Source organism: Teichococcus rhizosphaerae, from assembly GCF_002631185.1.
GTDB classification, from domain to species: Bacteria; Pseudomonadota; Alphaproteobacteria; order Acetobacterales; family Acetobacteraceae; genus Pseudoroseomonas; species Pseudoroseomonas rhizosphaerae.
Window position 1 is genome coordinate 62,106 of record NZ_PDNU01000015.1, and the last position, 21,083, is coordinate 83,188.

Sequence of the window (21,083 nt, forward strand, 5' to 3'; positions counted from 1 at the left end):
GTGATCGGACCCATGGCGGCATTCGACAGCAGATCGATCGGTGATGCCCTGGCCCGTCGGGCGGGCATTCTGCTGTTCTCCGGCCGGGGCCAGGACACGCCGCAGCCGCGGCAAAGGCTGCACCTTTCCCCGCCCCACCTGGCGGGCGGCGAGCTGGCGACGCTGAGCCAGACCCTGTCCTCGGGCTGGATCGCCCCCGCGGGCCCGATGCCCGCCGCCTTCGAGCGGGCCGTGGCCGAGACCACCGGCTTCGCCCACGCGGCGGCGGTGGCCTCGGGCACGGCGGCGCTGCACCTGGCCTACCGGGTGCTGGGCGTCGAGCGCGGCGACGAGGTGTGGACGCAGAGCCTCACCTTCGTCGCCACCATCGCCCCCGCCGTGCAGATGGGCGCGCGCCCCCGCTTCCTCGACGTGGCGGCCGAGAGCTGGACGCTCGACCCCAACGTGCTGGAGACCCAGCTCCGCGCCGCCGCCCGGCGCGGCCGCCTGCCGCGCGCCGTGGTGCCGGTCGATCTCTACGGCCAGTCCTGCGACCTCGACGCCATCCTGGCGGTGTGCGGCCGCTGGGGCGTGCCGGTGCTGTGCGACAGCGCCGAGGCGCTGGGGGCGCTCTACCGGGGCCGCCCCGTGGGCAAGGGGGCGGCGCTGGCCGCCTTCTCCTTCAACGGCAACAAGATCATCACCGCCGGCGGCGGCGGCGCCCTGGTGTCGGACGACCCGGCGCTGATCGCCCGCGCCCGCCACCTGGCCAACCAGGCCAAGGAGGTGGCGCCGCACTACCAGCACGAGACCACCGGCTATTCCTACGGCCTGTCCTCCGTGCTGGCGGCGGTGGGGCTGGCGCAGATCACCACGCTGCAGGCGCGCGTCGCGGCGCGGCGCGAGGTCTTCGCGCGCTATGCCGCGGGCCTGTCCGGCCTGCCCGGGCTGAGCCTGATGCCGGAGCCGGAATGGGGCCACGCCACGCGCTGGCTGAGCGTCATCCAGCTCGACCCGCGCCGCTTCGGCACCACGCCGGAGACGGTCCGCCGGGCCCTCGAATCGGCCAACATCGAGAGCCGGCCGGTGTGGAAGCCGCTGCACATGCAGCCCGCCTTCCGCGGCATACGCTGCCACGGGGACGGGCTTTCCAACCAGCTCTTCGAGCGCGGCCTCTGCCTGCCCAGCGGCGCGATGAGCGCGGAGGAGCAGGAGCGGGTGATCGCCGTGCTGCGCTCCTGCTGCCGGGGCTGAGTTCATGCGCGTCCTCTACCTGCACCAGCACTATTCCGGCCCGGCCGGCGCCACCGCCACCCGCAGCCACGCCCTGGCCGGCGCCCTGGTGGCGCGCGGCCACCGCGTGACACTCGCCTGCGGCCACTATGACGGCGCGGTGACCGGCCTGTCCGGCGCCTTCCGCGGCGGCCGGCGGGAAGGGGTGCTGCGCGGCCTGCGCCTCGTCGAGTTCGACATCCCCTGCGGCAACGCGCAGGGGCTGGGCGGGCGCGGCCTGTCCTTCGGCCGCTACGCCGCCAGCGCCGCGCGCCTCGCCTTGGCCGAGAAGTGGGACCTGGTGATCGCCAGCTCCACGCCGCTCACCGTGCTGCTGCCGGCGCTGCTGGTGCGGCGGCTGCGCGGCACCCCCTTCCTCTACGAGATGCGCGATCCCTGGCCGGAGCTGCCGCGCGCCCTGGGCGGCGTGCCCGGCTGGGCGCTGGCGGGAATGGGGGCTCTGGCCAATGCCGCCTGCCGGAACGCCGCCGCCGTGGTGGCGCTGAGCGAGGGCATGGCCGGCACGGCGCTGGCGCGGGGGGCCGATCCGGGGCGGGTGCATGTCGTGCCGAATGGCTGCGACCTCGACCTGTTCGGCCCGCACCTGTCCCCCTGGCGCCCGCCCGAGGCGGCGCCGTGGGAGATGCTGGCGGTCTATGCCGGGGCGCATGGCCGCGCCAACGGGCTGGACGCGCTGCTGGAGGCGGCCGCGGTGCTGCGCGCCCGGCAGGAGCGGCGCATCCGCCTCCTGCTGGTGGGGGAGGGCAGCGAGAAGCCGCGGCTGCGCGCCCTCGCCGCCAGCCGGGGGCTGCACAACGTCACCTTCCTGCCGCCCATGCCGAAGCGGCAGCTCGCATCGCTGCTGGCCGGCGCGCAGCTCGGCGTGCAGTGCCTGGCGCCGGTGCCGGAATTCGCCGAGCTGACCGCGCCCAACAAGCTGATGGACTACCTCGCCGCCGGCCTGCCGGTGGTGGCCAACCTGCCCGGCCGCGCCGCCCGGCTGCTGGCCGAGGGCCCCTGCGGCATCGCGACGCCGCCCGGCGACGCCGCGGCGCTGGCGGAGGCCCTGTGCTGGATGGCCGACAACCCCGCCCTGCGCCAGGGCATGGGACGCAGCGCGCGGGAACAGGCGGTGCGCCGCTGGGACCGCCGCCTGCTGGCCGGCCGCTTCGCCGAGATCGTCGAGGGGGCCGTGGCGCCGGCCCCGCTGGAGGCACTGGCCGCCGCATGACCACCACCCCGCCCGAGCTGCACCTGGTGGCCGCCGCCCGGCCCAACCTGCCCAAGCTGGCCGCGCTGTGGCACGCCCTTTCCGCCCGGCCGGAGCTGTGCCGCCCGCTGCTGCTGCACACCGGCCAGCACCAGGACCCGGCGATGTTCGGCGCCCACCTGGCCGGTCTCGGCCTGCCGCGGCCGGACCACGCGCTGGGCATCGCCGGCGGGGGCGGGCACGCCGCCGTCACCGGCCGCACCATGATGGCCTGCGCCGGCTTCTGGTCCGCCTGGCGCCCGGCGATGGTGGTGGTGGCGGGGGACGTGGACGGCTCGCTGGCGGCGGCGCTGGCGGCGCGCAAGCTCGGCATCCGGGTGGCGCATCTGGAGGCGGGGCTGCGCTGCGGCGACCGCGACATGCCGGAGGAGATCAACCGCCGCGCCATCGATGCCGTGAGCGACCTGCTCTGGGCGCCGGACGAGGACAGCGCCGCGCGGCTGCTGGCGGAAGGCCACGCTCCGGGCGCCGTGCGCGCGGTGGGCAACGCCATGATCGACACGCTGCTGGCCCGCCTGCCCGTCGCGCGCGGGCGGCCCCTGCCGGAAGGGCTCGTGCCGCAGGGCTATGGCGTCGTCACCCTGCACCGCCCGGCCAATGTGGACGACCCGGCGGTGCTGGCGCGGCTGCTGGCGGCGCTGGGCGTGGCCGCCGCGGCGCTGCCGCTGGTGTGGCCCATGCACCCGCGCACGGCGCGGCGGCTGGAGGAGGCGGGGCTGGCCCTGCCGCGCGGCGTGCGGGCGCTGCCGCCGCTGGGCTATCTCGACTTCCTGGGCCTGCTGGCGCGGGCGCGTCTCGTCGCCACCGACAGCGGCGGCGTGCAGGAGGAGGCCACGGCGCTCGACCTGCCCTGCCTGACGCTGCGCCCCTCCACCGAGCGGCCGGTGACGCTGGAGGCCGGCTCCAACCGCCTGGTGCCGGCGGACCGGCTGGCCGAGTCGGTGGGCGCCGTGCTGGCTGGGCACTGGCCGCATGCGCGGCCGATCCCGCTCTGGGACGGGCAGGCGGGGGCGCGCATGGCGGCACACCTGGCCGAGCTGCTGGTGCCCCGGCTGCGGGAAGTGGCCTGATGCCGGGCGCCGGCCGGCCCGCCCCGCTGGTCTGCATGCTGTCCGCCGCGCATCCGCCGGCGGACCTGCGGGTGGTGGGCAAGGAAGGGGCGGCCCTGGCCGAGGCGGGCTGGCGCGTGATGCATCTCTGCCCCGGCGGGGCAGGCGCGCCGGAGCGGCATGCCGGGGTGGCCATCCAGGGCTACCGGCGCGCGGCGGGCTGGCGTGGCCGCCTGCTGGGCATTCCCGCCCTGGCGCGGCGGGCGCGCGCCACCGGCGCCGCCGTGCTGCATGCCAGCGAGCCCGATGCCTGGGCGGCCGCGCTGCTGGCCGCGCGGCGGAGCGGCACGCGCGTGGTGCTCGACGTGCACGAGCACTACCCCTCGCGGCTGGACGGGCGGCTGCCGGGACCGCTGCGGCCGCTCGGCCGCGCCGCGCTCCGCCTCCTTTGCCGCGCCATGGCGCGGCGGGCCGACGCGGTGGTGGTGGCCAAGGACGGACTGGACGCGGATTTCGCCACCGCCCCCGAGACCATCGCCGTGCGCAACTACGCCGCCGCCGCGCCCGTCATGCCGCGCCGCCACGCGGAGGGGCCGCTCACCCTGGTGCATCTGGGCGCCCTGGGGCGGGAGCGCGGCGCGATGACCATGCTCGACGCACTGGCGCTCTGCCCGCCCGGCACGCGGCTGCGGCTGATCGGCCGCTTCACCGACGGCTCGGAGCCGGAGTTCCGCGCCCGCGCCGCCGCGCTGGGCCTCGCGGCGCAGGTGGAATGGCGCGGCTGGATGCCGCATGCCGACGCCCTGGCCGAGGCCGCCACCGCCGATCTCGGGCTGGTGCTGTTCCAGCCGGGGGTGGAGAACCACCGCCTGGCCCTGCCGCACAAGCTGTTCGACTGCATGCTGGCCGGCCTGCCGGTGATCGCCCCCGCCTTCGCCACCGAGGTGGCGGCGATCATCCGCGACGCCGGCAACGGCGTGCTGGTGGACAGCGCCGACGCGGCCGCCATCGCCGCCGCCGTGGCCGCGCTGGCGGAGCCGGAGCGCCGCGCCGCGATGGCCGGGCGGGGGCGCGACGCCGCCCTCGGCCGCTATGGCTGGGCGGGCGAGGCGGAGCGGCTCGTGCGGCTCTACCGCCGGCTGGCGCCCTTGCCATGAGCGCGGCGCGGGCCTGGCCGCGCGCCCGCGTGCAGGGCGGCGCTTCACCCACCCCCGCCCGGGGCCTATACGCGGCCCTCATGGCCCTCACCCGCATTCTGCTGAATCTCGGCCTGGACGCGCTGCTCGCCGCCCTTGCCCTGCCGCTCGCCGTCTGGATGGCCTCGCCCGGCGGCTGGCCGCCCCCGCCGCTCTGGTGGCTGGGCGCCGTGCCCGGCGCGGTGGCGGCGCTGCTGCTGGCGGGGCTGCCGGTGCGGCTGCCCCAGCAATACTGGCGCTTCGCCGCGCTGAAGGACCTCGTGGCCGCGGTCGCCGCCGGGGCGGGGGGGGCGGTGCTGTTCGCGCTCGGCCTCTTCCTCCTGGGCGCCTGGCGGCCGGACAACGCGGCCTTCCCGCTGATCCATGCCGGCACCCTGGCCGCGGCCCTGCTGGCGCCGCGCATGGCGGGCCGGCTGCGGCAGGAGCGGCGCGCCAACGGCCCGGCGGGCCTGGCCGTGGCGCAGCCCGCCCAGCCGGTGCTGCTGGTCGGCACGGGCGACGCCGCCGACCTGTTCATCCGCGCCCTGCTGCAGCAGCGCAGCCCCGGCTACCGCGTCATCGGCATCCTGGCGCGGCGGCCGCGCGCGGCGGGGCGGCGCATCCATGGCTATCCCATCCTCGGCGGCTTCGAGGAGGCGGCCGAGGTGCTGGACCGGCTGCGCGCCGAGGGCCGCCCGCCCGCGACCCTGGTGCTGGCCGATCCCGACCTGCAGGGCCCGGAGCTCGAGGACCTGCTGGACGTGGCCGACCGCCACGGCGTGCTGGTCAAGCGCGCCCCGCGGATCACGGCGCTCGACCCGGCGCGGCGCGAGAACCCGGCCAGCCGCCGCTTCGACCTGCGCCCGGTGGCCATCGAGGAGCTGCTGGACCGCCCGCAGGTGCCGCTGGACCGCGAGGGCATGGCGCGGCTGGTGCAGGGGCGGCGCGTGCTGGTCACCGGCGCGGGCGGCACCATCGGCGGCGAGCTGGCGCGGCAGGTGGCGGCGCTCGGCCCCGCCCAGCTCGCCCTGCTCGACCATGGCGAGTTCGCCCTCTACTCGATCGACCTGGAGCTGGCCGAGAGCCATCCCGGCGTGCCGCGCCGCGCCGTGCTGGCCGATGTGCGGGACGCCGCGCGCGTCGCCGCCCTGATGGCCGATGTGCGGCCCGAGCTGGTGTTCCACGCCGCCGCGCTGAAGCACGTGCCGATGGTGGAGAACGACCCGCTGGAGGGCCTGCTGACCAACGCCCTCGGCACCCGCGTCATCGCCGACGCGGCCCGCGCGGTGGGCTGCCGCGCCATGGTGTTCATCTCCACCGACAAGGCGGTGAACCCGACCAGCGTGATGGGCGCCTCCAAGCGGCTGGCGGAGATGTACTGCCAGGCGCTGGACAAGCAGGCGCGCGCCAGCGCCCGCGGCATGCGCTGCGTCACCGTGCGCTTCGGCAACGTGCTGGGCTCCACCGGCAGCGTGGTGCCGCTGTTCCGCCGCCAGCTCGAGCGCGGCGGGCCGCTCACCGTCACCCACCCCGACATGCGCCGCTACTTCATGACCGTGCGCGAGGCGGTGGGGCTGGTGCTGCAGGCCAGCGTGATTGGCGCGGAAGACCGCCAGGACCAGCCGCCCGAGCTGGCCGAGGGCGGCATCTTCGTGCTCGACATGGGCAAGCCCGTGAAGATCGTGGACATGGCGCGGCGGATGATCCGCCTCGCCGGGCTGCGGCCGGACGAGGACATCGAGATCCGCTTCACCGGCCTGCGCCCGGGCGAGAAGCTCTACGAGGAGCTGTTCCACGGCCAGGAGCCGCCGCGGCCGACGCGCTTCGCCGGCCTGCTCGTGGCCACCCCCCGCACCACGGATGCCGATGCCGTGGGCGGCGCCATCGACGCCATCGCCGCCGCCGCGCGCCAGGGCCAGGCCAAGCCCGCCCTCGCGCGGCTGGCCGAGATGGTCCCCGAGTTCGACCACAACCCGGGGGCTCCCCCCGTGACCAGGACCTGACCATGACCGTCCTCTCTCCCCCCGGCGCCGCCGCCGCGCTGGCGGCTTCGCCGGACCGCCCGGTGCCGGGATGGGAAGGGAGGGAGGGCGGCCTGTTGGCCGAGGCGCTGGTGGCGCGGATCGCCGCGCGGACGGCCCGGGTGGGGGTGGTGGGGCTGGGCTATGCCGGGCTGCCGCTGGCCCTGCGCTTCGCCGAATGCGGCTTTCCCGTCTCGGGCTTCGACATCGACGCGGAAAAGGTGGCGGCCATCGCCGCCGGGCGCAGCCCGGTGCACGGCATCCCCGACGGGCGCGTGGCGGCGGCGCGCATCGCCGCCAGCGCGGACCCCGCCGGGGCGTGGGCGTGCGACGTGCTGATCATCTGCGTGCCGACGCCGATCGGCCGCCACAAGGAGCCGGATCTCGGCCCCGTCTCGGCCGCGCTGGCGGCGCTGCTGCCGCATCTGCGCCCCGGCCAGGTGCTGGCGCTGGAAAGCACCACCTATCCCGGCACCACGGAGGAATACGTGCTGCCCGCCCTGCGCGCCGCGGGCCTCACCCCGGGCCGCGACGCCTTCGTGCTCTACAGCCCGGAGCGCGAGGACCCCGGCAACCCGGAGGGCACGGTGGGCCGCGTGCCGAAGCTGCTGGGCGGCGCCACCCCCACCTGCCTCGCCGTGGGGCAGGCGCTCTACGGGCCGGTGGCGGGGCCGCTGGTGCCGGTCTCCTCGCTGCAGGTGGCGGAGCTGGCCAAGCTCTACGAGAACGTCTTCCGCGCGGTGAACATCGGCCTCGTCAACGAGCTGAAGCGGATCAGCCACGCCTTGGGCCTCGACGTGCACGAGGTGATCGACGCCGCCGCCACCAAGCCCTTCGGCTTCATGCCCTTCCGGCCCGGCCCCGGCCTCGGCGGCCACTGCATCCCGGTCGATCCCTACTACCTCGCCTGGAAGGCGCGCGAGCTCGGCGTGCCGAGCGACTTCGTGGAGCTCGCCGGCCGGGTGAACGACGCCATGCCGGGCTATGTCGTCTCGCGCCTGCGGGACGCGCTGGACGCGCGCGGCCGGGGCCTGCGCGGCGCCCGGCTGCTGCTGGTGGGGCTGGCCTACAAGCCCGGCGTGCCGGACACGCGGGAAAGCCCGGCGGCCGAGATCCTGCGGCTGCTGGACGAGCGCGGCGCCGTCCTGTCCTACCACGACCCGCTGGTGCCGCGCTTTTCCCTGGCGCGCGGCGGGCGCGGCGCGCTGGCGCTGGAAAGCCAGCCCCTCGCGCCGGACCTCGTCGCCGCGCAGGACGCGGTGGTGGTGGTCACGCCGCAGCCGGGCATCGACTTCGCGGCGCTGCGCGCGGCCGCCCGGCTGGTGGTGGACACGCGCGGCATCTACCGCGACGCGGCGGTGCAGCCGGACGGCACGGTGTTCCCAGGCTCCGTGTCCCCAGGCTCCGTGTCCCCAGGCTCCGTGTCCCCAGGCTCCGTGTCCCCAGGCTCCGTGTCCCCAGACTCCGTGTCTCCTGGCTCCAGCCCCTCCGCCGCCTGGCCGTCCGGCGCGCTCTGCCCCGGCACGCCGCCTTCGGGCGGCTTTTCCCTGGGCACGTTGCCCTTTGAAACGCGCGGTGATTTCCCTCCGCGGGCGGAACCGGCCTATCACCGCGTCATCCAGGCCTGAGGGCCGCCCCGCGGGGCGCCCCGCCGCCTGCGGATGCCGCCTGCGGATGACGGAGCACGACTGCCGATGAACGCCGACACCTCCCCGCGCCCGATCGGGCTGTTCGACATGAAGGCGCAGCAGTCGCTGATCCGTGCCGAGATCGACCGCCGCGTCGCCGCCATCCTCGACAGCGGCGCCTTCATCAACGGCCCCGACGTGCGGGAGCTGGAGGAGAAGCTGGCCGAGTTCGCCGGCTGCGCGCACGCGGTGGGCGTCTCCTCCGGCACGGACGCGCTGCAGATCGCCATGATGGCCGAGAACATCGGCCGCGGCGACGCCGTGTTCCTGCCCGCCTTCACCTATACCGCGACGGCCGAGGTGCCGCTGGTGCTTGGCGCCACGCCGGTCTTCGTCGATGTCGCCGAGGACGGCTTCAACATCGACCTCGCCGACCTGCGGCGGCGCATCGCGCTGGTGAAGGAGGAAGGGCGGCTGCGCCCGCGCGCCGTGGTGGGCGTGGACCTGTTCGGCCGCCCGGCCGACTGGCCGGCGATCCAGGAGATCTGCCGCGCGGAAGGCATGTTCGCGCTGGACGACGCGGCGCAGGCCTTCGGCGCCGCGCTGCACGGCAGGCGCCTCGGCCAATGGGGCGATGCCGCGGCGCTCAGCTTCTATCCCACCAAGACGCTGGGCTGCTACGGCGATGGCGGCGCCATCCTGACCAACGATGCCGGCCGCGCCGAGCTGTACCGTTCCCTCCGCACCCATGGCGAGGGCAAGACCCGCTACGAGGTGGAGCGCACCGGCATGAACGGGCGCCTCGACACCCTCCAGGCCGCCATCCTGCTGTGCAAGCTGCCGCTGCTGGAACAGGAGCTGAAGGACCGCGCCCGCGTCGCCCGCTTCTACGGCCAGCACCTGGCTGGCCATGTGACGGTGCCGGGCGAGATGCCGGGGGCGGAGAGCGCCTGGGGCCTCTACTCCATCCTGCTGCCGGATGCCGAGGCGCGCGGCCGCGTGCAGGCGGCGATGCAGGCGCGCGGCGTGCCCAGCGCCATCTACTACCCGAAGCCGCTGCACCGCCAGCCGGCCTATGCGAAGGCCCATGCCGAGGGGCTGCGCCAGGCGCCGCCCCTGCCGGTGAGCGAGAGCCTCTGCCAGCGCATCCTGTCCCTGCCGATGCACCCCTATCTGGACGAGGGGCAGCTCGAGCGCGTGGTGGCGGCGGTGACCGCCGGGCTCTGAGCCTTCCGCCGGGCGGAGGCGGTGCTCAGCCCGGCGCCACGCTTTCCGAGCTCACGCTCCCAGGCTTACGCTCCAGGTGAAGCTGCGGCTTTCGCCGGGCCGCAGCACCAGCAGGCCCGGCTTGCCGGCGAACTCGCCATCCCAGCCCACCGGGCTCGCCATGCCGTGCCAGGGCTCGATGCAGAGGAAATCCGCGCCCTCGGGCTTCGACCAGATGCCGAGGTCCGGATAGCCCTCCCAACGCAGGGCCAGAGCCGTGCCGTCCGGCGCCTCGTAGCGCAGGGCGCGGCTCGCGACGCCGGGCAGGATCAGGGCGTCGCGCGCGAACAGCGCGGGCGAGAGGCGCAGCGCGCCGCCCTGGATGGGCGAGGGCTCGGCGGGGCCGAGCAGCCCCCCCTCCAGCCGGTGGGACGGGCCGGGTTCCGGCCGCTCGAACACCAGCCGGTGCGCTTCCCTGGCGGTGCCCGGCACCAGCGGCCAGCGGAAGGCGGGGTGTGCACCGATGGCGCAGGGCAGCGCCCCGCTTTCCGCCGGGTTGGCGATGGTGGCCTCCACCGTCAGCGTGCCGCCGGCCAGCGCATAGGCCAGCTCCAGGGCGAAGCCGAAGGGGAAGGCCGCGCGGGTCTCGGCGTCGTCGGTCAGGCGCAGGCGGCAGGCGGCGGCGCCGCGCTCCACCCACTCGAAGCGCCGGTCGCGCGCGAAGCCGTGCTGCGTCATGCGGTGGGCGCGGCCCGCATGGCGCAGCGTGTCCCCCGCCAGCCGGCCGACGATGGGGAACAGCACCGGCGCGTGGCGGCGCCATTCCGGGCCGGCCTGCCAGAGATATTCCTCCCCCACGGCGTCGCGCAGGCTGGCCAGCTCGGCGCCATGGGCGAGGATGGTGGCGGAAAGGCCATCGGCCCCGATGTTGTGGCGGTCGCTCATGCGGCGCGCCCCGCCGCCGCCTTGCGGCGGGCCTTCTCCTCCGCCCGCCTTTCCTCATAGGTCCTGGCATGGAGACAGGCGAGGGCGTGCAGGTCGCGCTCCACCCCGGCGCGCTCCGCCGCCGCCAGCAGATGGCCGAGGATGTGGTCGGCCTCGATGCGGCCGCCCTGCTCCAGGTCCCGCAGCATGCTGGCGGTGTAGCCGGCGGCGGGGTCGGCCAGCATGGCGCGGTATTCCGCCGCGAAGCTGGGCGGCATCGCCACCCCATGCGCGGCGGCGATGGCGATATTGCGCTCCAGCAGCCTGTGCATGAAGTCCACGCCCCCCGGCGCGCGGGCGATCTGCCCGGTGGAGCCGCGCATCAGCACGGTGGCGGCGGCCACGGTGCCGAGATGCACCAGCTTGGCCCACATGGCGGCGCGGATGTCGGGCACCGCCTCGGCCAGGATGCCGCCCCGGCGGGCCAGCGCCGCCAGCGCCTCGACGCGCGGCGTCATCCGCCCGTCCAGCTCGCCGAAGGCGAGGGCGCGCCAGTCCGAGAGGTTCCGCACCTCGCCATCCGGCGTCAGGGTGGCGCGGATCCTGGCCAGCCCGCCCAGCACCGCCGCCTCGCCAAAGGCGGCGCGCAGCGTGTCGATGTGGGACAGGCCGTTCAGCACCGGCAGCACCGCCGTCTCCGGCCCCACCGCCGGGCGGACGGCCTCGATCGCGGTGTCGAGGTCGTAGGCCTTGCAGCTCAGCAGCACCACGTCCCAGCCCGGGCGGACCTCGCCGGCCAGCAGGGCGGTGACGGGCTGGCGCCAGTCGCCCAGCGCCGGGCAGCGCACCGAGAGCCCGTCGCGGCGCAGCTGCGCCTGGCGCCCGGGGCGCACCAGGAAGGCGAGCTCCGCGCCGGCCTCCAGCAGGCGGGCGCCGAAATAGCCGCCAAGCGCCCCCGCCCCCAGCACCAGGATTCGCATCCGCCGCAGCCCTTCCGCCTGTTTCCGGCGGCATGGGTTTCACAGCCGCCCCTGCTTGGCAATCCGTGCCTTGGCCTGGCGATCCGCAGGAGGGCGATCCGCGGGGGCCAATCCGCGGGGCCGATCCGGCCATGAGGGAGGGCTGAGCGAAAGTTGACGCCGGCGGCGGATTGCGGCCCGCGCCCCCGCCCGGCAGGATCGGCGCCATCCGGACCGGCATGGCATGGGTCCTGCGCGGCGCGGTGTCGCCTGCCCGTTGCGGAAGCCTGGGGCCTGGCCATTTCTCGATCTTTCCCGCCGGTCCTCCGGTGGCCACCCGCGTCCGGGCCGGCCATCGCCCGGGTGGCCCGCCCCCAGACCTGATGGAACTCCCGATGGAGCCTGATCCAGCCTCCCGCGTTTCCCGCTCGATCGCCGCCGGCAATGGCGGGAAGCAGTATGGCGACATCTTCTTCGCGGCCGTGGAAACCACGCGCATGCCGATGATCGTCACGGATGCGCGGGCCAGGGACAACCCGATCATCTTCGCCAACAACGCCTTCCTGAAGATGACGGGCTACAGCCTGGAGGAGATCCTCGGCACCAATTGCCGCTTCCTGCAAGGGCCGGAAACCGATCGGAACACGGTGGACAGCGTCCGCGCCGCGATCCGGGAGCGGCGCGAGATCGCCACCGAGATCCTCAACTACCGCAAGAACGGCTCCAGCTTCTGGAACGCGCTGTTCGTGTCCCCGGTCTACAGCCCGGAAGGGGAGCTGATGTACTTCTTCGGCTCACAGCTCGACGTCAGCCGGCGGCGGGACGCCGAGGACGCGCTGCGGCAGAGCCAGAAGATGGAGGCGCTGGGCCAGCTCACCGGCGGCATCGCGCATGACTTCAACAATCTGCTGCAGGTGATGGTGGGCTATCTGGAGCTGACCGAGTTTGCCCTCGGCCGGCCGGAGCTGGACCGCAACCGCATGCGGCGGGGGCTCGAGAACGTGCGCGGCGCGGTGAACCGCGCCACCACCCTGACGCAGCAATTGCTGGCCTTCGCCCGCAAGCAGCGGCTCGACGGCCGCATCCTGAACCTCAACACCCTGGTCGAGGGCATGCGCGACATGGCCCGCCGGACCCTGGGCGACGGCATCTCGCTGCGGCTGGACCTGGCGGAGGGCCTGGGCAATTGCCGCCTCGACCCCACCCAGGCCGAGGTGGCGCTGCTCAACATCCTGATCAACGCGCGCGACGTGCTGGCGGGGCAGCCGGAAGGCGAGCTGGTCATCGCCACCCGTGAGGTGGCGCTGAGCGCGGAGGAGGCCGCCAATATCGGCAATCTGGGGGCGGGGAACTACGTGCTGCTCTCCATCGCCGACAACGGGCCCGGCATGCCGCCCGACATCCTGGCGCGGGTGATGGACCCCTTCTTCACCACCAAGGAGGAGGGCAAGGGCACCGGGCTCGGCCTGTCGATGGTCTATGGCTTCGCCAAGCAGTCCGGCGGCGCGCTCTGCCTGGATTCCGGGCTGGGTTCCGGCACCACGGTCAGGCTCTACTTCCCGAGCCAGGGGGAGGAGGAGCGGCCGACCTCGCAGCGCGCCCTCCGCGTCATAGACCGCCCCGGCACCGAACACATCCTGGTGGTGGACGACCGCGAGGAGGTGGCCGAGCTGGCCCGCGCCATCCTGGAGGATTTCGGCTACACGGTCCTGGTGGCCGGCAATGGGCGCGAGGCGCTGGAGGTGCTGGACCGCGCCGGACGGGTGGACCTGCTGTTCTCCGACCTGATCATGCCGGGCGGCATGAACGGCGTGATGCTGGCCCGCGAGGCGCGCCGCCGCCAGCCGAAGCTGAAGGTGCTGCTCACCACCGGCTATGCCGAGGCCTCGCTGGAGCGCAGCGACGCCGGCGGCTCCGAGTTCGACGTGATCAGCAAGCCCTATGGCCGGCTGGAGCTGGCCCGCAAGGTGCGGCTGATCCTGGACGGCCCGACCGGCATCGGCTGAGGCGGGGCGGGCGCCACCCCGCCCCCCCCGCGGCTCAGCCCACCCGGTTGCCGATCAGGTCCTGCACCACGGTCGGGTCGGCGAGCGTCGAGGTGTCGCCCAGGCTGTCCGTCTCGTTGGCGGCGATCTTGCGCAGGATGCGGCGCATGATCTTGCCCGAGCGCGTCTTGGGCAGGCCCGGCGCCCACTGGATGGCGTCGGGCGCGGCGATCGGCCCGATCTCCTTGCGCACCCAGGCCACCAGCTCCTTCTTCAGCGCGTCGGAGGGCTCCTCGCCGCTCTTGAGCGTGACGTAGCAGTAGATGCCCTGGCCCTTCAGTTCGTGCGGCATGCCGACCACGGCGGCCTCGGCCACCTTGGGGTGCGCCACCAGCGCGCTCTCGATCTCGGCCGTGCCCATGCGGTGGCCGGAGACGTTCAGCACGTCGTCCACCCGGCCGGTGATCCAGTAGTAGCCGTCCGCGTCCCGCCGCGCGCCGTCGCCCGAGAAGTACTTGCCGGGGAAGGTGGAGAAGTAGGTCTGGATGAAGCGCTCATGGTCCTTGTAGACGGTGCGCATCTGCCCGGGCCAGGAATCGAGGATGACGAGGTTGCCCTCCGTCGCCCCCTCCAGCAGGTTGCCCTCGCCATCCACCAGCGCCGGCCGCACGCCGGGCAGCGGCAGGGTGGCGGAGCCAGGCTTCTGGTCCACCGCGCCCGGCAGCGGCGAGATCAGGATGCCGCCCGTCTCGGTCTGCCACCAGGTGTCCACGATCGGGCAGCGCTCGTCGCCCACCACCCGGTAGTACCACATCCAGGCCTCGGGGTTGATCGGCTCGCCCACCGAGCCCAGCACGCGCAGCGACTGGCGCGACCACTTCCGCACCGGCGCCTCGCCTTCCCGCATCAGCGAGCGGATGGCGGTCGGCGCGGTGTAGAAGATGTTGACCTTGTGCTTGTCGACGACCTGCCAGCAGCGGTCGATGCCCGGCCAGTTCGGCACGCCCTCGAACATCAGCGTGGTGGCGCCGTTCGCCAGCGGCCCATAGACGATGTAGGTGTGGCCCGTGACCCAGCCCACATCGGCGGTGCACCAGTAGACCTCGCCGGGGCGGTAGTCGAAGACCAGCTCATGGGTGAAGCTGGCCCAGACCATGTAGCCGCCCGTGGTGTGCAGCACGCCCTTGGGCTTTCCGGTGGAGCCCGAGGTGTAGAGGATGAAGAGCGGGTCCTCCGCGCTCATCGGCTCGGGCGGGCAGTCGGGGCTGGCGGCGGCGCAGGCCTCGTCGCACCAGATGTCGCGCCCGTCCTGCATCGGCACCTCGCCGCCGGTGTTGCGCACCACCAGGACGTGCTTCACCGAGGGGCAGGATCTCAGCGCCTCGTCCGCGTTGGTCTTGAGCGGCACGGTGCGGCCGCCGCGGCGGCCCTGGTCGGCGGTGATCAGCAGCGTGCTGTCGCAGTCCTGGATGCGGCTGGCCAGGCTGTCCGGGCTGAAGCCGCCGAACACGATGGAATGCACCGCGCCGATGCGCGCGCAGGCCAGCATCGCCGCCGCCGCCTCGACGATCATCGGCAGATAGAGGGTGACGCGGTCGCCCTTCCGCACGCCCAGCGCCTTCATGGCGTTGGCCATGCGGCAGACGCGCTCGTGCAGCTCGCGATAGGTGACGCGGGCGTCGCTGTTCGGGTCGTCGCCTTCCCAGATGATCGCCACCTGGTCGCCGCGCGTCTCGAGGTGCCGGTCGAGGCAGGAGACGGAGGCGTTCAGCACGCCATCCTCGAACCAGCGGATCGAGACGTCGCCCTCGAAGGAGGTGTTCTTGATCTTCGTGGGCGGGGTCATCCAGGCGATCCGCTTCGCCTCCTCCCGCCAGAAGCCCTCCGGGTCGCGGATGGCCTCCTCCGTCATGGCGCGGTGGCGCGCGGCATCCACCCGGGCGCCCTGGGCCAGATCGGGCTTCACGGCAATCAGCGCATCATCCGGCATGGTGTTCCTCCCGCTTTGATGGGGCCCCGGTTCCGGGAGCCTTGGCACAGTGTTTCAGCACCTATTGGGCCAAGCGGCCATGACCGGCGTCAAGTGAACCCCGCGAGGGATTACGCCCCTGCATCGGCCGGCACCCAGACGGCGCCTTCCGCGTCGATCCGCGCCGGCACGGCCTCCAGCGAGTCTCCCGCGCAGGGGCCGGAGATGCAGAACCCGTCCTCCACCTGGAAGCGCGCGCCATGCACGGCGCACAGGATGTGCTCGCCCGCGCCGTCGAGGAAGCGGTCCGGCATCATCTCCAGCGCCACCCCCACATGCGGGCAGGAATTGACATAGACATGCACCGCGCCGCCCCGCCGCACGGCGAACAGGCCGATGAAGCTGCCCGCCGCGCCGGGAAAGCCGCGCGCCTGCCCGTCGGGGATCTCGTCGAGGCGGCAAAGGCGGCGTTCGTCGGTCATCGGGCGGGGGCTTCCTCGGGCGGGGTGGGGGAGCCAAGGGATCGCCCGGCGAAGCGGCCGAGGCAAGCGCCCCGGCCCTTCATGCCCTGGCAATATCCGCCGCCCATCCTGCCGGCGGGAACGGGCCGGCACGGAGCGGGGCGGGATGCGACATCGTGGAGCCATGGCGGCGATCGGGGCGTGGCTGCTGCTGGCGGGGCCGGCGGCGGCGCAGACGCGGCCGGAGCTCGACCCCTGGGGCCGCTATGACGGCCGCACCGAGCAGCGTGGCGGCACGCTCCGCCATTACGACGCCTGGGGCCGCCCGGAAGGCCATTCCGAACGCTCGGCCGGCGGCGGCGTGATGCGCCACTACGACGCCGATGGCCGCTATCTGGGCCGGAACGACATCGAGCGGGATTTCCGCCTGCGCCCGCCTGCGCCGCCGCCCTATCCGCGGCCGGCGCCGCCCCGCCCGGGCGGCCCGGGCCAGGGGCCGGGCGGCTACGGCCCGCCCGGCGTGCATGTCTATATCGATCCCGCGCCGCCGCTCTGGACGCCGGCCGAGCCGGACGGGGAGGGGCCGCGCGGCCGCACGCCGTGGTTCAACGACCCGCGGCGCACCCGGCCCTGAGCGGGGAAGAGGCCCTCAGCCCTCCCACCCGCCCATGCGGCAGAGCAGCGCCCAGTGCTCCGGCGCCACCGGCATCACCGACAGGCGGGACTGGCGGATCAGCCCGATCCCGGCCAGCGCCGGCTCGGCCTTGATCGCCGCCAGCGTCACCGGGCGGGGCATCGGCCCCACCGCCCGCATGTCGGTGCAGACCCAGCGCGGCGCGCGGCCCTCCGGCACCGCCTCGGTGGGGTCGGGATAGGCTTCCCGCGCCACCGAGACGATGCCGACGATCTCCTTCCCCACATTGGAGTGGTAGAAGAAGGCGAGGTCCCCTTTCCGCATGGCGCGCAGGAAGCTGGCGGCCTGGGCGTTGCGCACGCCCGTCCAGGGCTCCGTGCCGTTCGCCACCTGCTGCTGCCAGGAAAAGGCGTCCGGCTCGCTCTTCACCAGCCAGTAGGCCGGCGCCTCCCGGGCCGGGCTGGCGGCCTCAGCCAATGCGGGCGCCGCCGGCATAGACCTGCCGGAAGGGGCGGATGGTGGTGCGGGCGAACAGCCCGGCCTTGGCATAGGGGTCCGCCGCCGCGAAGGCCTCCGCCGCCGCCTGGTCCTCGGCCTCGACGATCAGCACGCTGCCGCAGGGCTTGCCCTCGGCGTCCAGCACCGGGCCGGCCTGCACCAGCTTCTCCACCTGGCTGTCCAGGTATTCCAGATGGGTGGGGCGGGTGGCCAGGCGCAGCTCCAGCGCGCCGGGCTTGTCGTCGGCGATGATGGCGAACAGCATGGGGAACGTCCTCTCCGGATGAGCACGGCGCCAGGCGCCGCTGTTGCATGACGTAACCGCGTGCGGCGATGGCTTCAATCCGGCGCCGCCAGCGCCTAGTTTGCCCCCCGTGAGCACCCCCGCGCCCCCTTCGGCCCCCCCCTCGGCCCCCCCCTCGGCCCCCCCCTCGGCCCCCCCCTCGGCCCCCCCCTCGGCCCCCCCCTCGGCCCCACGGCCCCTGCCCGCCAGCCCCGCGCGGCGCCCAGGCGTCCCGCCCGCCGGCGGCGGCCTGCACCGCTTCGCCAATCCCGGCCGCTTCCTGCGGCTGACCGACCGCGTGCTGCCCTGGCTGTGGGGCGCCGCCCTGCTGGTGCTGGGCGCCGGCGCCGCCTGGGCGCTGCTGTTCTCGCCGCCCGACTGGCAGCAGGGCGAGACGGTGCGCATCATGTATGTCCATGTCCCGATGGCCTGGCTGGCCATGGGCGGCTATCTGGGCCTGGCCATCGCCTCGCTGATGTCGCTGATCTGGCGCCACCCGCTGGCCGACCTCGCGGCGCGCGAGCTGTCGCCCGTTGGCGCCATGGTCACGGCGCTCTGCCTCGCCACGGGCAGCCTGTGGGGGCGGCCCATGTGGGGCACCTGGTGGGCCTGGGACGCGCGGATGACCTCCGTGCTGGTGCTGTTCTTCCTGTGGATGGGCCATGCCGCCCTGGTGCGCGCCTTCGACGAGGAGGAGCGCGGTGCCCGCGCCGGCGCCATCCTGGCCCTGATCGGGGCGGTGAACCTGCCGGTCATCAAGTGGAGCGTGGACTGGTTCAACACGCTGCACCAGTCGGCCTCCGTCACGCGGGCGGCGGCGCCGGGGATGCATGTGGACATCCTCTACCCGCTGATGGTCTGTGCCCTGGGCTTCGGCCTCGCCTTCGCCGCGCTGGTGCTGGCGCGGACGCGGGCGGCGGTGATGGAGCGGCGGGTGCGGCAGCTCCAGCTGGCGCAGGCGCGGCGGCACGATGGCGGGGCGGCGGAGAAGTGAATTTTCCCGCAGGCCCCCCATTTCCTGTTCCTGCCCATCACCATGCGAGCCCCAGAGGGAAACCGGCGATCTTGATGCAAGTCATGGAAATCACGGACAGAAAGACGCCATGACGCAGCATTGGTGGCATGTGGCCATCTCCTGGGGGCTGGCGGCGCTCGGCTTCGGGGGCATGGCGATACTGGCCGCGTGGCGGCATGCGGCGGCGAAGCGGGATCTGGCCCGGCTGGACCCGCGCGAGAGGAGGCGGGCATGAGACCGTCGCGCAAGCGGCGCCGGATGTGGATCGTGGTGCTGGCGGGGCTCGGCCTCGGCTCGGCCACGGCGCTCACCCTCACCGCCTTCCAGGACAACCTCGTCTTCTTCCTGGCGCCGAGCGACATCGCGGCGAAGAGCCCCGGGCCGGACCGCGCCTTCCGCCTGGGCGGGCTGGTCGAGGCCGGCAGCCTGCAGCGCGCGCAAGCCGCCGATGGCCGCACCGAGGCCCGCTTCCGCGTCACCGACGGGCCGGTGACCATCCCCGTCTCCTATGTCGGCGTGCTGCCGGACCTGTTCCGCGAGGGGCAGGGCGTCGTCACCCTGGGCAAGCTGGGGCCGGACGGGCTGTTCCGCGCCAGCGAGGTGCTGGCCCGCCATGACGAGACCTACATGCCGCCCGAGGTGGCCGACGCGCTGAAGCGCAGCGGCCACTGGGACCCGGCGCAGGGCGCGGCCCCGCCGGCCGCTTCCTGGAACACCCTTTCGCCGGACACCCCCGCGCCCGGGGCGCAGGACAGGGCGGAGAACCCGCGGGAGCAGCGCGGCGGATGATCGCGGAGCTTGGCCATTTCGCCCTCGCCCTCGCCCTCGCCCTGGCCCTGGCGCAGAGCCTGGTGCCGCTGCTCGGCGCCGCGCGCGGCGATGCCCGGCTGATGGCCGCCGCCGGCCCGCTGGCGGGCGGGCACCTGCTGGCGGTCGCCGCCGCCTTCGGCGCGCTGCTCTGGGCCTTCGCGGCGAACGACACCAGCGTGGTCAACGTGGTGCAGAACAGCCACTCGGCCAAGCCGCTGCTCTACAAGCTCTCCGGCGCCTGGGGGAACCACGAGGGTTCCATGGTGCTGTGGGCGCTGATCCTGGCGCTGTGCGGCGGCGCCGTGGCCGGCTTCGGGCGGGACCTGCCCTCGGCGCTGCGCGCCCGTGTGCTGGGCGTGCTGGGGCTGGTGGCGGTGGGCTTCCTGGCCTTCGTGCTGATCACCTCCAACCCGTTCGGCCGCGTCTGGCCGCCGCCGCCGGACGGCCAGGGGCTGAACCCGGTGCTGCAGGACCCGGGCCTCGCCTTCCACCCACCGCTGCTCTACCTCGGCTATGTCGGCTACGCCGTCACCTTCGCCTTCGCCATCGCCGCCCTGCTGGAAGGGCGGGTGGACGCCGCCTGGGGCCGCTGGGTGCGCCCCTGGGCGCTGGCGGCCTGGGCCTTCCTCACCCTCGGCATCGCGCTCGGCTCCTGGTGGGCCTATTACGAGTTGGGCTGGGGCGGCTGGTGGTTCTGGGACCCGGTGGAGAACGCCTCCCTGCTGCCCTGGCTGGCCGGCACCGCCCTGCTGCACTCCGCCATCGTGGTGGAGAAGCGCGAGGCGCTGAAGGTCTGGACCGTGCTGCTGGCGCTGCTGGCCTTCGGCTTCTCGCTGCTCGGCACCTTCCTGGTGCGTTCGGGCGTGCTGAACTCGGTGCACGCCTTCGCCAACGACCCGGAGCGCGGCGTCTTCATCCTCGGCCTGCTGGCGTTCTACGTGGCGGGGGGCTTCGCGCTCTTCGCCTGGCGGGCGCCGGCCATGGCGCCGGCCGGGCTGTTCGCGCCGCTCTCGCGCGAGGGCGGGCTGGTGCTGAACAACCTGCTGCTCTGCTCCATGACGGCCGTGGTGCTCGCCGGCACGCTCTGGCCGATGTTCGCCGACCTGCTGCTGGGCCAGAAGATCTCGGTGGGCCCGCCCTTCTTCAACACCGCCATGCTGCCGCTGGCCGTGCCGCTGGTGCTGGCCATGGCGGCCGGGCCGCTGCTGCCCTGGAAGCGGGCGCAGCTCTGGCCGGTGCTGCAGCGGCTGTGGTGGGCGGCGCTGCTGGCGGCGCTGACCGTGGCGCTGTGCCTCGCCTTCGCGGGCGTGCGGATCGGGCCGGCGCTGGGCTTCGCCGCCGCCGCCTGGCTGGTGGCGGGCGCGCTGGCCGACATCCTCGACCGCATCGCCCTGTTCCGCCGCCCGTCGGCCGCCTGGAGCCGCGCCCGCGGCCTGCCGCGCGCCGCCTGGGGCGCGGCCATCGCCCATGCCGGGCTTGGCATCTCCATCCTCGGCATGGCCGGCATGGGGCTGGCGACCGACCGGCTGGCCGCGCTGCGCCCCGGCGCCACCATCGCCCATGCCGGCTATGAATGGCGCCTGGACCGGGTGGAGGACGTGATCGGCCCCAACTGGACCTCGCGCCGCGCCACCGTGACGGTCAGCCGCGAGGGCGCGCCGGTTGCGGTGCTGACGCCGGAGCGGCGCTTCTTCCCCGTCGGCCGGATGAACACCACCGAGGCCGCCATCCACACCACCTGGCTGTCCGACCTCTACGCGGTGATGGGCGAGGAGGAGGGCGGCACCGCCGTGCTGCGCATCCACCACAACCCGCTGGCGCCCTGGATCTGGCTGGGCGCCGCCATCATGGCGCTGGGGGGCGGCATCTCCCTCACCGACCGGCGCATCCGCGTGGCGGCGCCCGCCCCCAGGAGCCGCGCCGTGGCCCAGGCCTGAGGGTCCGG

19 protein-coding genes are annotated in these 21,083 nt (G+C 74.5%); 13 read left to right on the forward strand and 6 right to left on the reverse strand.

Annotation, left to right across the window (positions count from 1 at the left end; genetic code table 11):
* Positions 1 to 12: 12 nt before the first annotated feature.
* The 7 genes from CR162_RS09935 (at position 13) to CR162_RS09965 (ending at position 9,621) form a co-directional block, all read left to right on the forward strand.
* The gene (locus CR162_RS09935; protein ID WP_099095394.1) at positions 13 to 1,233 is read left to right on the forward strand and encodes a DegT/DnrJ/EryC1/StrS family aminotransferase; all 1,221 of its coding nucleotides are present in this window, start codon (positions 13 to 15) and stop codon (positions 1,231 to 1,233) included.
* Positions 1,234 to 1,237: 4 nt separating this feature from the next.
* Positions 1,238 to 2,482: a glycosyltransferase family 4 protein gene (locus CR162_RS09940; RefSeq protein WP_099095395.1), complete on the forward strand. Its 1,245-nt coding sequence runs from the start codon at positions 1,238 to 1,240 to the stop codon at positions 2,480 to 2,482.
* On the forward strand, positions 2,479 to 3,591 hold the full coding sequence (gene wecB / locus CR162_RS09945) for a non-hydrolyzing UDP-N-acetylglucosamine 2-epimerase (RefSeq protein WP_099095396.1): 1,113 nt from the start codon (positions 2,479 to 2,481) through the stop codon (positions 3,589 to 3,591). Before CR162_RS09940 ends, wecB begins: the two co-directional genes overlap by 4 nt.
* Positions 3,591 to 4,727 carry a glycosyltransferase gene (locus CR162_RS09950; RefSeq protein WP_099095397.1) on the forward strand — a complete coding sequence of 379 codons (1,137 nt, stop codon included), beginning with the start codon at positions 3,591 to 3,593 and terminating at the stop codon, positions 4,725 to 4,727. The genes wecB and CR162_RS09950 overlap by 1 nt, the downstream gene beginning before the upstream one ends.
* Positions 4,728 to 4,807: 80 nt before the next feature.
* A complete protein-coding gene (locus CR162_RS09955) occupies positions 4,808 to 6,748 on the forward strand; it encodes a polysaccharide biosynthesis protein (RefSeq protein WP_099095499.1) in 1,941 nt (646 codons plus the stop codon).
* Positions 6,749 to 6,750: 2 nt separating this feature from the next.
* Positions 6,751 to 8,394: a nucleotide sugar dehydrogenase gene (locus CR162_RS09960; RefSeq protein ID WP_099095398.1), complete on the forward strand. Its 1,644-nt coding sequence runs from the start codon at positions 6,751 to 6,753 to the stop codon at positions 8,392 to 8,394.
* A gap of 66 nt (positions 8,395 to 8,460) precedes the next feature.
* Positions 8,461 to 9,621, forward strand: a complete 1,161-nt coding sequence (locus tag CR162_RS09965) for a DegT/DnrJ/EryC1/StrS family aminotransferase (protein WP_099095399.1) — start codon at positions 8,461 to 8,463, stop codon at positions 9,619 to 9,621.
* Between the two features lie 51 nt (positions 9,622 to 9,672).
* Here CR162_RS09965 and CR162_RS09970 read toward each other — a convergent pair whose 3' ends face one another.
* Positions 9,673 to 10,545 carry an aldose 1-epimerase family protein gene (locus CR162_RS09970; protein WP_099095400.1) on the reverse strand — a complete coding sequence of 291 codons (873 nt, stop codon included), beginning with the start codon at positions 10,543 to 10,545 and terminating at the stop codon, positions 9,673 to 9,675.
* On the reverse strand, positions 10,542 to 11,504 hold the full coding sequence (locus CR162_RS09975; protein ID WP_245870238.1) for a ketopantoate reductase family protein: 963 nt from the start codon (positions 11,502 to 11,504) through the stop codon (positions 10,542 to 10,544). The genes CR162_RS09970 and CR162_RS09975 overlap by 4 nt, the downstream gene beginning before the upstream one ends.
* 374 nt (positions 11,505 to 11,878) lie before the next feature.
* Here CR162_RS09975 and CR162_RS09980 point away from each other — a divergent pair, with 374 nt between their 5' ends.
* The gene (locus CR162_RS09980; RefSeq protein WP_218014871.1) at positions 11,879 to 13,489 is read left to right on the forward strand and encodes a histidine kinase famiy protein; all 1,611 of its coding nucleotides are present in this window, start codon (positions 11,879 to 11,881) and stop codon (positions 13,487 to 13,489) included.
* A gap of 34 nt (positions 13,490 to 13,523) precedes the next feature.
* Here the strand turns inward: CR162_RS09980 and acs are convergent, their stop codons facing one another.
* Positions 13,524 to 15,458, reverse strand: coding sequence for an acetate--CoA ligase (acs, locus tag CR162_RS09985; protein WP_099095403.1), 1,935 nt, complete (start codon positions 15,456 to 15,458; stop codon positions 13,524 to 13,526).
* 110 nt (positions 15,459 to 15,568) lie between these two features.
* The gene (locus CR162_RS09990) at positions 15,569 to 15,919 is read right to left on the reverse strand and encodes a Rieske (2Fe-2S) protein (protein ID WP_099095404.1); all 351 of its coding nucleotides are present in this window, start codon (positions 15,917 to 15,919) and stop codon (positions 15,569 to 15,571) included.
* Positions 15,920 to 16,064: 145 nt separating this feature from the next.
* Here CR162_RS09990 and CR162_RS09995 point away from each other — a divergent pair, with 145 nt between their 5' ends.
* The gene (locus CR162_RS09995; RefSeq protein ID WP_141563124.1) at positions 16,065 to 16,532 is read left to right on the forward strand and encodes a hypothetical protein; all 468 of its coding nucleotides are present in this window, start codon (positions 16,065 to 16,067) and stop codon (positions 16,530 to 16,532) included.
* A 15-nt stretch (positions 16,533 to 16,547) separates the two neighbouring features.
* Here the strand turns inward: CR162_RS09995 and CR162_RS10000 are convergent, their stop codons facing one another.
* Both CR162_RS10000 and CR162_RS10005 read right to left on the reverse strand, forming a co-directional pair.
* Positions 16,548 to 17,009 (reverse strand): EVE domain-containing protein, encoded by a 462-nt coding sequence (locus CR162_RS10000; RefSeq protein WP_245870240.1) that lies wholly within the window; start codon positions 17,007 to 17,009, stop codon positions 16,548 to 16,550.
* Positions 17,002 to 17,295, reverse strand: coding sequence for a YciI family protein (locus tag CR162_RS10005; RefSeq protein WP_099095407.1), 294 nt, complete (start codon positions 17,293 to 17,295; stop codon positions 17,002 to 17,004). Before CR162_RS10005 ends, CR162_RS10000 begins: the two co-directional genes overlap by 8 nt.
* A 217-nt stretch (positions 17,296 to 17,512) precedes the next feature.
* Here CR162_RS10005 and CR162_RS10010 point away from each other — a divergent pair, with 217 nt between their 5' ends.
* From CR162_RS10010 to CR162_RS10020, 4 genes are all read left to right on the forward strand, one after another.
* Positions 17,513 to 18,307, forward strand: coding sequence for a heme ABC transporter permease (locus tag CR162_RS10010; protein WP_099095408.1), 795 nt, complete (start codon positions 17,513 to 17,515; stop codon positions 18,305 to 18,307).
* A gap of 109 nt (positions 18,308 to 18,416) precedes the next feature.
* Positions 18,417 to 18,563 (forward strand): hypothetical protein, encoded by a 147-nt coding sequence (locus CR162_RS22365; RefSeq protein WP_176559801.1) that lies wholly within the window; start codon positions 18,417 to 18,419, stop codon positions 18,561 to 18,563.
* Positions 18,560 to 19,117 carry a cytochrome c maturation protein CcmE gene (ccmE, locus tag CR162_RS10015; protein ID WP_099095409.1) on the forward strand — a complete coding sequence of 186 codons (558 nt, stop codon included), beginning with the start codon at positions 18,560 to 18,562 and terminating at the stop codon, positions 19,115 to 19,117. Before CR162_RS22365 ends, ccmE begins: the two co-directional genes overlap by 4 nt.
* Positions 19,114 to 21,075, forward strand: a complete 1,962-nt coding sequence (locus CR162_RS10020; RefSeq protein WP_099095410.1) for a heme lyase CcmF/NrfE family subunit — start codon at positions 19,114 to 19,116, stop codon at positions 21,073 to 21,075. The genes ccmE and CR162_RS10020 overlap by 4 nt, the downstream gene beginning before the upstream one ends.
* Positions 21,076 to 21,083 lie beyond the last annotated feature (8 nt).

Bases quoted from the DNA above. Each gene is read 5' to 3' on its own strand.
- CR162_RS09935 (WP_099095394.1), top strand. From the start codon at position 13: ATGGCGGCATTCGACAGCAGATCGATCGGTGATGCCCTGGCCCGTCGG.
- CR162_RS09940 (WP_099095395.1), top strand. From the start codon at position 1,238: ATGCGCGTCCTCTACCTGCACCAGCACTATTCCGGCCCGGCCGGCGCC.
- wecB (WP_099095396.1), top strand. From the start codon at position 2,479: ATGACCACCACCCCGCCCGAGCTGCACCTGGTGGCCGCCGCCCGGCCC.
- CR162_RS09950 (WP_099095397.1), top strand. From the start codon at position 3,591: ATGCCGGGCGCCGGCCGGCCCGCCCCGCTGGTCTGCATGCTGTCCGCC.
- CR162_RS09955 (WP_099095499.1), top strand. From the start codon at position 4,808: ATGGCCCTCACCCGCATTCTGCTGAATCTCGGCCTGGACGCGCTGCTC.
- CR162_RS09960 (WP_099095398.1), top strand. From the start codon at position 6,751: ATGACCGTCCTCTCTCCCCCCGGCGCCGCCGCCGCGCTGGCGGCTTCG.
- CR162_RS09965 (WP_099095399.1), top strand. From the start codon at position 8,461: ATGAACGCCGACACCTCCCCGCGCCCGATCGGGCTGTTCGACATGAAG.
- CR162_RS09970 (WP_099095400.1), bottom strand. From the start codon at position 10,545: ATGAGCGACCGCCACAACATCGGGGCCGATGGCCTTTCCGCCACCATC.
- CR162_RS09975 (WP_245870238.1), bottom strand. From the start codon at position 11,504: ATGCGAATCCTGGTGCTGGGGGCGGGGGCGCTTGGCGGCTATTTCGGC.
- CR162_RS09980 (WP_218014871.1), top strand. From the start codon at position 11,879: ATGGAGCCTGATCCAGCCTCCCGCGTTTCCCGCTCGATCGCCGCCGGC.
- acs (WP_099095403.1), bottom strand. From the start codon at position 15,458: ATGCCGGATGATGCGCTGATTGCCGTGAAGCCCGATCTGGCCCAGGGC.
- CR162_RS09990 (WP_099095404.1), bottom strand. From the start codon at position 15,919: ATGACCGACGAACGCCGCCTTTGCCGCCTCGACGAGATCCCCGACGGG.
- CR162_RS09995 (WP_141563124.1), top strand. From the start codon at position 16,065: ATGCGACATCGTGGAGCCATGGCGGCGATCGGGGCGTGGCTGCTGCTG.
- CR162_RS10005 (WP_099095407.1), bottom strand. From the start codon at position 17,295: ATGCTGTTCGCCATCATCGCCGACGACAAGCCCGGCGCGCTGGAGCTG.
- CR162_RS22365 (WP_176559801.1), top strand. From the start codon at position 18,417: ATGACGCAGCATTGGTGGCATGTGGCCATCTCCTGGGGGCTGGCGGCG.
- ccmE (WP_099095409.1), top strand. From the start codon at position 18,560: ATGAGACCGTCGCGCAAGCGGCGCCGGATGTGGATCGTGGTGCTGGCG.
- CR162_RS10020 (WP_099095410.1), top strand. From the start codon at position 19,114: ATGATCGCGGAGCTTGGCCATTTCGCCCTCGCCCTCGCCCTCGCCCTG.